The sequence below is a fragment of the Planococcus donghaensis MPA1U2 genome, assembly GCF_000189395.1.
In the GTDB taxonomy this organism is placed as follows: domain Bacteria; phylum Bacillota; class Bacilli; order Bacillales_A; family Planococcaceae; genus Planococcus; species Planococcus donghaensis_B.
The window spans coordinates 1-12,422 of record NZ_AEPB01000019.1; the positions used below are offsets into that span (position 1 = coordinate 1).

Genomic DNA, 12,422 nt, shown 5'->3' on the forward strand with positions numbered 1-12,422 from the left:
CCGGATTTCCGGCTTACGCTTCTTTTTTATTAATGTTTTTCTGGAGTTGGTTCGTTCGGAATAACAGCTGCGATTACAAAGATTAAAATTGAAACTCCGATTGAAATGTAAACGCCCATCATAAAGTCGAAATGTACATTCTGAACGGCACTTACCACATAGTTGACCAATGAAATTAATAAGAATGACCATAAAAACGTTCCAATATATTGCATCTAGTTTCACCTCTACATAGAATATCTAGCTTAATCATAGCACAAGCCTTAACAGACAGAAAGAAAGATTATAAAGAATGAAGATATTTTGTCGTAAATATGTCAGTTAGTTGAAATTGAATAGTAGATGGCGTATTATTAACACCAGGTACTAATATATGATGATAATTGAAATGAGGGATATATAATGAATGCTGGAATAATCGGTATGGGCAGATGTCTACCAGAAGATAAATTGACAAATTTTCAATTAGAGCAGCGCATGGATACGAACGACGAATGGATCCGTACAATGACAGGCATAGAAGAACGCCGAATTGCAAAAGATGAACAAGACACTTCTGATATGGCACGTGAAGCGGCAAAAAAAGCGATTAAAGATGCGGGTATTGATCCAGCTGATATCGGTTTAATCCTAGTGGCAACAGTTACTCCTGACCAGCCTTTTCCGTCAGTGGCTTGTGTGATTCAGCAGGAAATTGGAGCAGTTAATGCAGCGGCTATGGATGTTTCAGCAGCATGTGCAGGGTTCATGTACGGAGTTGTTACAGCTAAACAATTTATCGAATCTGATGTTTATAAATATGTTCTTGTCGTTGGTGTGGAAAAACTATCAAAAATCACCAATTGGGAAGACCGCAACACAGCCGTTCTTTTTGGAGACGGTGCAGGAGCTGCAATAATTGGTAAAGTCTCAGAAGGACGCGGTATATTATCGTTTGAACTTGGAGCGGATGGACGCGGTGGCAAGCATCTTTACCAAGATGAGTATCTCGTTATGAATGGTCGTGAAGTTTTTAAATTCGCGGTACGTCAAATGGGTGAGTCAGCTATAAATGTTATCGAAAAAGCTGGATTGCAAAAAGAAGACGTCGATTTTCTTATTCCGCATCAAGCAAATATTCGTATAATGGAAGCATCTAGAGAACGTCTAGGTCTACCAATTGAAAAAATGTCGAAAACGATTCATAAATATGGCAACACTTCAGCGGCATCTATTCCAATTTCTCTCATCGAAGACCTAGAAGAGGGTCGTATCAAAGACGACGACGTCATCGTCATGGTCGGATTTGGCGGCGGTTTAACATGGGGCGCGATTGCAATGAAGTGGGGCAAATAATTAGCTATGCGAAAGGAAGAAGATAGAATGGAAAATCGCCGAGTAGTTATTACAGGCATTGGCGCAGTTACGCCTTTAGGCAATAATATTGAAACAACATGGGAAGCGATCAAAAACGGTAAATCCGGAATTGGTCCATTAACTAGATTAGATTCGGATTTATTCTCTGCAAAAGTTGCGGCTGAAGTAAACGATTTTTCAATAGAAGAATATGTGGAGAAGAAAGAAGCACGTAAAATGGATCGCTTTACACATTATGCGCTTGCTGCTTCGATTATGGCTATGAAAGATGCCAATCTCGAATTGGATGAAAAAACTGCATTGCGTACAGGAGTTTGGATCGGATCCGGTATTGGTGGAATGGAAACAATTGAAAACCAAATGAACGTACTTAATACGCGTGGTGTACGACGTATTAGTCCTTTCTTAATCCCGATGATCATTCCAGATATGGCTTCTGGCCAAGTATCAATTTACTTTGGTGCTAAAGCGATTAATTCATGTTCGGTTACAGCTTGTGCTTCAGGTACAAACTCAATAGGGGATGCATTTAAAGTGATTCAGCGTGGAGATGCTGATGCCATGATTTCAGGTGGAGCAGAAGCCCCAATTACCCAATTGTCTGTAGCTGGCTTTACAGCAAACACAGCATTGTCGACAAATACGGATGCAGCTACAGCTTCTCGACCATTTGATAAAAATCGTGATGGTTTTGTTATTGCAGAGGGTGCTGGTATTGTAATTCTAGAAGAATACGAATTTGCAAAAGCACGTGGTGCTAAAATTTATGCAGAAATTATTGGTTATGGATCAACTGGTGATGCGTATCATATTACTGCACCTGCAGAAGGTGGAGAAGGTGCCGCGCGTGCTATGGCGCAAGCAATAGCAGATGCTGGAATAGAGACGACAGACATTGGTTATATTAATGCGCATGGCACAAGTACAGCTTATAACGATTTATACGAAACAATGGCTGTGAAAACAGTATTTGGAGAACATGCATATAAACTAGGCATGAGCTCAACAAAATCTATGACAGGTCATTTACTTGGTGCAGCTGGTGGAGTTGAAGCGATTTTCACAGCATTAGCATTACAAGAAGGCATTATGCCGCCAACAACAAATTACGAAACGCCTGACGAACAATGCGACTTGGACTATGTTCCAAATGAAGCACGTAAAGCGGACTTTGATTTTGCAATGAGCAACTCCCTTGGATTTGGTGGACATAACGCTTCACTTGTATTCAAGAAAATTTAATAACTTTAACCAAAATGGCATCGTGCAATAGTTATTGCACGATGCCATTTTTTTTTAATAAGTAAAGCAACAGGTAAAATAACCAAAATTTTATAGAAAATTGAAAAAAACTGTCTATTCTTTAAATTGTTATGCTATTCTAAATATAATGAAATATCGATACATGTACAATAGCATTAAAAAGCTTTGGAGTCGACTAGAAAAGTGTTTTTGTATCCTAGTATAACTGAAAATTCAACTTGTTTGGATATAAGAATACAAAACAGGTAAGTCAAAACAAAACGCTTTATTTTAAGGAGGATCATTGTGAATGATGTTTTGCTTGAAATCAAAAATTTAAAAACGTCTTTTAGAATCAAAGATGATTATTATGCAGCGGTTGATGACGTTTCGTTGAATGTTAGAAAAAACGAAGTGTTGGCAATCGTTGGAGAATCGGGTTCTGGAAAAAGCGCATTTGCATTTTCTATCATGGGGCTTCATACAAGAGCCAAAATTGAAGGGGAAATTAACTACAAAGGCACTAATTTAGTAAATGCAAACGCGAATTACATGAAGCAATTGCGCGGTAGTGAAATGGGAATGATTTTTCAAGATGCGCTTTCTGCACTCAACCCTCTTATGGTTGTAGGTGCGCAAATTGATGAAGCGATTTTCCTTCACAATCCTAAAACTTCTAAAAGTTTACGAAAAAAACAAGTGATTAACCTGCTGAACCAAGTTGGTATTCCACGTCCTGAAAAAACCTATTATCAATATCCGCATGAACTATCGGGTGGGATGCGGCAACGTATTGTCATTGCGATGGCCATTTCAAACCAACCTGAACTTTTGATTGCTGACGAACCGACTACTGCATTAGATGTAACGATTCAGTCGCAAATTCTAGACTTAATAAAAGAACTGAAAGATACCATGCATGCCGGCATTATTCTAATTACACATGATTTAGGAGTAGTCGCTGAGATGGCTGACCGAGTAGCGGTGATGTATGCGGGACAAATCGTAGAAATTGCAGACATTTATACATTGATGGAAAACCCGCAACATCCATATACACGCTCGCTATTAAATTCGATTCCGACATTGGCAGAGGTGAAATCAGATCTTCATGTTATTCAAGGGGTCGTACCATCTCTTCAAAAATTACCGAGAACAGGATGCCGATTTGCAAGTCGTATTCCATGGATTGAAGACTCAGCACATGAAGCTTCCCCGGAACTTCACGAAATAAGTCACGGTCATTTTGTGCGTTGCACATGCTATAAAGACTTTTATTTCCCAGAACAAGCCAAGGAGGAGCGCAATTATGTCGCTAATTGAAGTTGAAAACCTGAAAGTCCACTTTCCTATTCGTGGCGGTGTTTTTCAGACAGTGAAAGATCATGTTCGCGCGGTGGATGGCGTTTCATTTTCGATTGAACAAGGTCAAACGTATGGACTAGTTGGAGAGTCTGGATCTGGAAAAACAACAACAGGACGCGCCATTATCGGCTTAAACGATATTACTTCAGGAAAAGTCCTATTTGAAGGCAGAGACTTGGCCTCTGTGAGCAGAAAAGAGTATATCGATGTGCGAAAAGATATACAGATGATTTTTCAAGATCCATTTTCATCGTTAAATCCTAAAAAAAGAGTAATAGATATTGTAGCTGAACCGCTTCGTAATTATGAAAAGCTTTCAGCAAAAGATGAGCGAATACGCGTTCAAGAGCTAATGGAATTAGTAGGTCTTAGTCCAGAGGCAATATATAAATATCCGCATGAATTTTCTGGCGGACAGCGACAACGTATCGGTATTGCCCGGGCAATTGCATTAAAGCCGAAATTAATCATTGCAGATGAACCTGTATCAGCTTTAGACGTATCTGTTCAAGCTCAAGTATTGAATTTTATGCGTGAAATCCAAAAAGAACTAAATTTAACGTATTTATTCATTAGTCATGATTTAGGAATTATTCGTCACATGTGCGACCATATCGGCATAATGTACAAAGGTCGTTATGTTGAGCATGGCACCGCTGAGGAGATTTTTACAAATCCACAACATATTTATACGAAACGTTTAATCGCGGCAATTCCAGACAGTGATCCGCGCAACCGAGAAAAGCATTACGCTAATCGCAAATTGGTTAAGTCTGAATACGACAGACTGGAAAAAGACTTTTTTGATGAAGAAGGTTTGCCTTTCTCCTTAAAATCTATATCGGCTACTCATCAAGTAGCTTTGGGAGAGGGAGTTTAAATGGTATGTGGAAACTAATAGTACGCAGAACACTTATTACTATCCCGCAAATTATTGTCTTAAGTCTTTTAGTATTTATTTTAGCTCAAGCAATGCCGGGGGATGCATTAACTGGATTAATTGACCCGAGTATTGATCCGGCTACAATCGAAGCTATGAGAGAACGTCTTGGATTAAATAACCCTTGGTATGTACAGTATATTGACTGGATTAAAGGTGTCATTCAAGGTGACTTTGGACAGTCATTCCGCTTTAAAATGCCAGTATCTGATTTAATTGGCGCGCGAATGATCAATACATTATGGCTTTCTTTAGCGACATTGATATTAACGTATTTAATCGCTATTCCTTTAGGAATTATTAGTGGCCGCTTTAACGATACTTGGCTAGATCGTGCAATTACGGGTTATACGTATATTGGATTTGCAGCACCTTTGTTTATTTTCGCTTTAGTAATGTTGTTTGTTTTCGGCTTCCAGTTAGGTTGGTTCCCGACAAGCGGTAGTGTCACACCAGGAACAACACCTGGAACATTCGAATATTTTATCAGCAAAGTAAATCATTTATTATTACCTGCATTATCGATGGCACTAATCACGACTGTTTCGACAGTTCAGTATTTAAGAAGTGAGATCATTGATACAAAACAAAAAGATTTTATCGTAACAGCTCGAGCTAAAGGCGCATCCGAATCACGCGTTTATAATCGTCATGTTCTTCGGAACTCTTTACTCCCAATTGCCGCTTTTTTTGGTTACGAAATAACAGGGTTGATCGGCGGAACCATATTCATTGAGAATATTTTTGGCTACCCCGGAATGGGCGAATTATTTCTGTCTTCAATCAGCTTGCGGGATTACAGCGTTATGACCGCACTTGTTCTATTATTTGGACTAGCAGCAATCATTGGAGCGTTATTATCCGATATCATCTTAAGTTTGGTAGATCCACGCATTCGAATTAAATAATAAATGATAATTTTGAGGTGTAAATATGAGACTTGATAAAGACAGTGGAACACAAATTCCTGATGTGGATCTCGGTAAAAGCCCATCTGGATTTAGTATATTACTAAGAGAATTAATACGGGACAAAGTTGCATTTGTATCATTATTGTTCTTATTTCTCATCATTGTGGGTGTGTTTGGCACATCAATTATTCTCGACCAAGATGACATCATCAAAGTTGATTTGTTTGCACTTTATGAAGCGCCATCTTCCATGTATTGGTTAGGTACTGATTACGGCGGGCGTGATATATTTGGGCAATTAATCATAGGAACACGTAATTCTTTAGCTATCGGTATTTTGATCACTTTGCTGACAGGGATTATTGGTATATTGATTGGACTTGTTTCTGGATATTACGGAGGCACTGTCGATAATATCTTTATGCGTTTTGTTGATTTTTTTATGGTGTTACCGACTTTGATGATTGTTATTGCATTTGTTACAGCCGTCCCTGGTTACAGCATTGTGTCATTTTCCTTAATTATGACAGCGTTCTTATGGATGGGAATCGCCCGTCTCATACGCTCTAAAGCATTACAGGAAAAAGAATTGGATTATGTAAAAGCATCCAAAACATTGGGTACATCCAATTTCAAAATTATGTTTTTCCAAGTGCTTCCTAATTTAAGTTCAATTATCATTGTTACAATGACATTAAATTTAGCAGCTAACATTGGCATTGAATCTGGCCTATCCTTTTTAGGATTTGGTTTTCCTGAATCGACACCAAGTTTAGGAACCTTGATTAGTTATGCACGTAATCCTCAAACTTTGGAGTTAAGATGGTGGATTTGGTTACCTGCATCAATTCTCATATTAGTATTGATGCTTAGTATAAATAACGTCGGGCAAGCTTTAAAACGCGCTACCGATGCCCGGCAGCGAAGAGGGTAACAATATAGGGGAAGAAGGGGGATCAAAGTCTGGCTACTGTTATGAAATATTATTTTGAAGTGTGCAAACAGCAATTATTATATTTAACTCTAGAGGGGGAAACAGAGAATGGGGAAGAATAACAAGTCTAAAGTATTGATCTTGTCTTTAGCATTGCTATTAGCAGCGTGTAGCGGTGACGATGAAGCCACTAAAGATAGCGGTGGAAAAAAAGACTCAGACGGAAAACAAGAACAAAAAGATGATGGACTGTATTCAATTGAAGACTTTAGCAATGTAAAGACAAACGAAGGCGAAGCCATCGATGGTGGCAACATTACATTTGGTTTAGTATCGGATACAGTATTTGAAGGAACATTAAACTGGAACTTTTATTCTGGCGCACCAGATGCAGAAATTTTAAACTGGTTTGATGAAGGTTTGTTAACTTGGGACGAAAACTATGTGTACACAAATGATGGAGCTGCAACATACGAAGTTTCTGAAGATGGACGCACATTTACGTTTAAAATTGGCGACAATGTTAATTGGCATGACGGCGAACCTGTCACTGCAGAAGATTGGTTGTTTGCTCATGAAGTAATTGGTAACCCTGAATATGACGGTCCTCGTTACAATTCAGATTTCACAAACATTGAAGGTATGGAAGAATACAATAGCGGTAAAGCGGATACAATTTCTGGTATCGAAGTAGTCGATGAAAAAACGTTGAAAATCACGTATATCGAATCAACACCATCACTTTTAACAGGAAGCATTTGGTCTTACCCATTAGCTAAGCATATTTTTGGGGATATGGCAGTAGCGGATATTTCTTCTTCTCCAGAAGTACGTGAAAACCCAATTGGTTTTGGTCCATTTAAAGTAGAAAGCATTGTTCCAGGAGAATCTGTAACACTTACGAAAAACGAAGACTACTGGCGCGGTGAACCAAACCTCGATGGCGTCACAATTAAAGTCATCAGCAGCTCTACAGTAGTTCAAGAGCTTGAAACAGGTGGAGTAGACTTGATCAGTGAATTCCCAGTGGATCAATTCCCTGATAATGCTGACATGTCTAATGTGGAATTTTTAGGTGCAGTAGACCGTGCTTATACGTATATCGGCTTTAAACTCGGGACGTGGGACGCAGAGAATAATCGCGTTCAACCTAATCCAGACGCGAAAATGGGCGATGTAGAACTTCGTAAAGCAATGTGGCATGCTGTAGATAATACAGCGGTTGGCGAACGTTTCTATAATGGATTACGCTGGAATGCAACAACATTGATTCCGCCGTCACATCCTGAATTCCATGATGATTCAAATGAAGGAAGAGCGTATGACCCAGAAGTAGCGAAAACACTATTGGATGACGCTGGCTATGCAGATACAGATGGTGATGGAATCCGAGAAGATCCGGAAGGCAACCCATTAGAAATTAACTTTATTTCGATGACAGGTGGGGATACTGCTGAACCTTTAGCACAATATTATGTCCAGTCTTGGGAAGCAGTTGGCTTGAAAGTGAACTTAGAAATGCTTGAATTTAACACATTTTACGATCGTGTTGGTAACGGCGGGGAAGACAACCCTGATGTTGATGTTTACCAAGCAGCATGGGGTGTTGGAATTGATGTAGATCCTTCAGGACTTTACGGAGCAGAAGCTTTATACAATTTCCCACGCTGGGAAAATGAAGAAAACGAACGTTTATTAAAAGAAGGGCGTTCTGAAGAAGCGTTTGACCTGGCGTTCCGTCAAGACGTTTACGACGAATGGCAGCAGTTGATGGTTGATGAAGTGCCGGTATTCCCAACCTTATACCGTGCTGTATTGAGTCCTGTTAACGACCGTGTATTAAATTATGCGATTGGTGATGGAACTGAAATTTACTTGTCTGACCTTGCTGTAAGCCAAGATTCACCGGTTACTGCAGAATAATAATCCAAATAGAAAAGGAGCTGTGAAAATCACAGCTCCTTTTTTTACTTTCTTTTTCGGCCAAGACCCATTGCATTTTCCATTTTCTTAAGTGTTTTATTTGCTAGGAAATTCGCTTTTTCAGCTCCTGCATCTAAAATGACATCTAACTCTTCAGAATCTAGTAATGCCTTATAACGCTCTTGAATAGGCGCTAAATGCTGAGTAACCGCTTGTGCTACCGAAGACTTAAAGTCACCATAGCCCGAACCTTCGTATTTTGAAACTAAGCTATCGATACTTTCACCAGTCAATGCGGCTTCGATTGTCAAAAGATTGGCTACTCCAGGCTTATTAACTGGATCATAACGAACGATTCCTTCAGAATCAGTTACAGCGCTCTTGATTTTCTTTTCGATGGTTTTCAAGTCATCTAGCAACGTAATAATTGCTTTTTTGTTCGGATCAGATTTGCTCATTTTCTTGGTAGGGTCTTGAAGAGACATAATTCGCGCACCATTTTTAGGAATGCGGATGTCAGGAATCGTAAAGATGTCATTGTATTTTCGGTTAAAACGTTCTGCTAAATCACGTGTCAGTTCAATATGTTGCTTCTGGTCATCACCAACCGGCACAATGTCTGTTTGATACAATAGAATATCGCCTGCCATTAAAGGTGGGTACGTTAATAGCCCTGCTAAGACAGAAGTATTTTTAGCGGATTTATCTTTGTATTGTGTCATGCGTTCAAGTTCACCGATGGTCGAAACGCATTGCAGCATCCATCCGGCTTGTGCGTGTGCCGGAACTTCTGACTGAATAAACAAAGTTACTTTTTCTGGATCGATTCCAACAGCTAGATAAAGTGCAGCTAATGCCTTAATATTTTTGCGTAGTTCCAATCGATCTTGAGGCATCGTGATAGCATGTTGATCGACGATGCAAAAAATACAATCATATTCATCTTGTAATTCGGTAAATTGCTTGAAAGCACCTATGTAATTTCCGAGTGTTACCGTACCGGTAGGCTGAACGCCTGAAAAAATTTTCTTCTTCATCCTTATTCCTCCTCAAATTAAAAAACACAGCACACATCCCTAAAAAAAGGGACGAATGATGTGTTTTCCGCGGTACCACCCTAGTTGCCGTCACCGGCCACTCTTCTTCGTAACGTGAAGAACACGGAATCGGCTACTGTACGTTCACCAATTCAGCTCCAAAGTCCATTCAATGCAGCACTCCATCTGTTTTCACCAACCACAGACTCTCTATTATAGAAGGAACTGCATTTACTCTTCTTTATCATTGCCCGTTTTATATAGTATTATTATAATACATAAACGATTTCTTAAGCAATATTAGATGCTATAAATCGCTAAACAAATCAACATTATCAGTAACGTTATGGTACCAATAATAAGTAAATACGAACTAGAGAAACCCAGTGCTTCAGAAGGGGGGCGCATTTCATCATCTTCTATAGTAGACTTCATTTTGAAAGCTTTTCTCATACTGATCGTAAATATGTCAAAAACTCCTGTGCGGATAACAAAAACCCACAAACCTAAAAAAAGTAAAATTCCACCATAAACAAATGAGTTGTTAATGTAGGATAATAAGGTGAGTTCATCTGTTCGCAAAATTGTAGTAAGGAAGATTAACATTTGAATAATTAATAATGAAAAAATCATTTTTTTCAACGTGTGCACCTCAATTCTTATCAATTGTAGAAGAAAATCAAAAAAAAATCAAAAAAATATATAATCATCGTAGACGCCGGAAACGCTTACAAATCCAACATTCTCGCGACTTTCTGTAATGTTAATGTAACGCAATTGTTACAAGAGTGTAAAAATTAGCAAAAAAGTTCTGTACAAGAAAAAAATATTATGTATAATTAGCAGTGTACCAATTTTTCAGAAAATTCGAGGGGGTCAATTTAGTGAAGAACAGTAAGATTTTTTGGCTATTAAGCCTAGTACTAGTTTTAAGTGCTTTTCTAGCTGCATGTGGTGGCGACGATGAAAAAGAAACTGGAACTGACAAAACAGACGGAAACGAAACGGCTGGGGAACCAGATGCAGAACAAGTTCTTAACTTAATGGAGAGCGCTGAAATTCCAACTATGGATATTTCTTTAGCTGAAGATGCAGTTGCGTTTAACATTTTCAATAATGTTAACGAAGGTCTATTCCGCTTAAACAAAGAAAATGTTGCTGAACCAGCACTAGCAGATGGTGAACCTACTGTCAGCGAAGATGGATTAACTTACACGTTCAAATTACGTGATTCTAACTGGTCAGATGGTACTCCAGTTACTGCTAACGATTTTGTTTACTCTTGGCAACGTTCAATTGATCCTGCTACAGGTTCTCCATACGGAGCTTACATGATGGCTGGTTCGATTGTAAATGCTACTGAAATTGCTGCAGGAGAAATGGAACCGACTGAATTGGCAGTTACAGCTGTAGACGATAACACTCTAGAAGTTCAATTAGAGCGTCCAGTACCTTACTTTATGTCATTAATGTCTTTCCCAACTTTCTACCCACAGAACGAAGCTTTCATTTCTGAAAAAGGCGATGCTTACGCTTCTAACTCTGATAACTTAATCTTCAACGGACCATTCACGTTAACTGATTGGGACGGAACTGGTTTAACTTGGAAAATGCAGAAAAACCCAGAGTACTGGGATGCTGAAACAGTTAAACTTGAAACAATCAACTGGGACGTTGTAAAAGAACCTGCTACTGCAGTTAACCTTTACAACTCTGGTGAAAAAGATCGCGCTGGCTTAGCTGGTGAATTTGCAAGACAATATGCAAATGACGAAAACTTAGTAACTGACCTAGAACCAACTCTTTTCTACTTCAAACTTAACCAAGAGCGTAAAGGCGAGAAAAATGCTCTTGAAAACGTACACATCCGTAAAGCAATTGCACAAGGGTTCAACAAGCAAGATCTAGTAGACGTAGTATTAGCTAACGGTTCACTACCAGCTAACTACTTAGTGCCAACTGAGTTTTCTTTTGATGAAAACAATGCTGATTTCCGTGATGTTAATGGAGACCTAATTGAATTTAACGCAGAAGAAGCTGCAGAGCATTGGGCTATGGGTCTTGAAGAATTAGGAGTGGAAGAAGTTACACTTGAAATCTTAGGTGGCGACACTGAAACTGCTAAAAACATGGATGCATATTTGAAAGATCAACTTGAAACTAACCTTGAAGGTTTAACTATCAACCTTAAAGCTGTACCTTTCGGAGTTCGTTTAGAACTTGACGAAGCTCAGGACTATGACATCCAAACTGCTGGATGGGGACCTGATTACCAGGATCCTATGACATTCATCGACTTGTTTGTTACTGGATCTGCTCAAAACAAAATGTCTTACTCGAACTCAGAGTATGATGCTTTAGTTGAATCAGCTAAAGGCGAATTAGCAACAGATGCAGCTGGACGTTGGGAAGCAATGGCGAAAGCTGAGAAAATTCTTTTAGCTGACGATGCTGCAATCGCACCAATTTATCAGCGCGGAGCTATGGCTCTTCAACAACCATATGTAAATGACATTATCAAACACCCATTCGGTGGAGACTTCTCTTACAAGTGGGCATACATTTCGGGCAAATAATAATTTAATCCCGCTACTGTAAAAACAAAATAGAAAGAGAGTATATCGCATATTTAGATTGATATACTCTCTTTTCTAATGCCAAGGAATTAACCGAAAATTGACCATTTTCTGCTAACTCATGAATGTTGCAAGTAC

Annotated in this window: 11 protein-coding genes and 1 other annotated feature; of the genes, 8 read left to right on the forward strand and 3 right to left on the reverse strand. The window is 39.0% G+C overall.

Annotation, left to right across the window (positions count from 1 at the left end; genetic code table 11):
* Positions 1-29: 29 nt before the first annotated feature.
* Positions 30-215, reverse strand: coding sequence for a YjzD family protein (locus tag GPDM_RS05300; RefSeq protein ID WP_008429711.1), 186 nt, complete (start codon positions 213-215; stop codon positions 30-32).
* A gap of 187 nt (positions 216-402) precedes the next feature.
* Here GPDM_RS05300 and GPDM_RS05305 point away from each other — a divergent pair, with 187 nt between their 5' ends.
* From GPDM_RS05305 to opp4A, 7 genes are all read left to right on the forward strand, one after another.
* Positions 403-1,335 (forward strand): beta-ketoacyl-ACP synthase III, encoded by a 933-nt coding sequence (locus GPDM_RS05305; protein ID WP_008429713.1) that lies wholly within the window; start codon positions 403-405, stop codon positions 1,333-1,335.
* Positions 1,336-1,362: 27 nt separating this feature from the next.
* A complete protein-coding gene (gene fabF, locus GPDM_RS05310) occupies positions 1,363-2,598 on the forward strand; it encodes a beta-ketoacyl-ACP synthase II (protein ID WP_008429715.1) in 1,236 nt (411 codons plus the stop codon).
* A 306-nt stretch (positions 2,599-2,904) separates the two neighbouring features.
* Entirely contained in the window at positions 2,905-3,921 is a 1,017-nt protein-coding gene (locus GPDM_RS05315) for an ABC transporter ATP-binding protein (RefSeq protein ID WP_008429717.1), read from the forward strand.
* Positions 3,908-4,843, forward strand: a complete 936-nt coding sequence (locus tag GPDM_RS05320; protein ID WP_008429719.1) for an ABC transporter ATP-binding protein — start codon at positions 3,908-3,910, stop codon at positions 4,841-4,843. The genes GPDM_RS05315 and GPDM_RS05320 overlap by 14 nt, the downstream gene beginning before the upstream one ends.
* Before the next feature lie 5 nt (positions 4,844-4,848).
* Positions 4,849-5,811 (forward strand): oligopeptide ABC transporter permease, encoded by a 963-nt coding sequence (gene opp4B / locus GPDM_RS05325; protein ID WP_008429720.1) that lies wholly within the window; start codon positions 4,849-4,851, stop codon positions 5,809-5,811.
* 25 nt (positions 5,812-5,836) lie between these two features.
* Positions 5,837-6,748 carry an ABC transporter permease gene (locus tag GPDM_RS05330; protein WP_008429721.1) on the forward strand — a complete coding sequence of 304 codons (912 nt, stop codon included), beginning with the start codon at positions 5,837-5,839 and terminating at the stop codon, positions 6,746-6,748.
* Positions 6,749-6,856: 108 nt separating this feature from the next.
* On the forward strand, positions 6,857-8,671 hold the full coding sequence (gene opp4A, locus GPDM_RS05335) for an oligopeptide ABC transporter substrate-binding protein (protein WP_008429723.1): 1,815 nt from the start codon (positions 6,857-6,859) through the stop codon (positions 8,669-8,671).
* 44 nt (positions 8,672-8,715) lie between these two features.
* Here opp4A and trpS read toward each other — a convergent pair whose 3' ends face one another.
* Both trpS and GPDM_RS05345 read right to left on the reverse strand, forming a co-directional pair.
* The gene (trpS, locus tag GPDM_RS05340) at positions 8,716-9,708 is read right to left on the reverse strand and encodes a tryptophan--tRNA ligase (RefSeq protein ID WP_008429725.1); all 993 of its coding nucleotides are present in this window, start codon (positions 9,706-9,708) and stop codon (positions 8,716-8,718) included.
* Between the two features lie 44 nt (positions 9,709-9,752).
* Positions 9,753-9,965 (reverse strand) — a binding site (T-box leader).
* 43 nt (positions 9,966-10,008) lie between these two features.
* A complete protein-coding gene (locus GPDM_RS05345; protein ID WP_039862940.1) occupies positions 10,009-10,341 on the reverse strand; it encodes a DUF3899 domain-containing protein in 333 nt (110 codons plus the stop codon).
* A gap of 251 nt (positions 10,342-10,592) precedes the next feature.
* Here GPDM_RS05345 and GPDM_RS05350 point away from each other — a divergent pair, with 251 nt between their 5' ends.
* Positions 10,593-12,284 carry a peptide ABC transporter substrate-binding protein gene (locus tag GPDM_RS05350; protein WP_008429728.1) on the forward strand — a complete coding sequence of 564 codons (1,692 nt, stop codon included), beginning with the start codon at positions 10,593-10,595 and terminating at the stop codon, positions 12,282-12,284.
* Positions 12,285-12,422 lie beyond the last annotated feature (138 nt).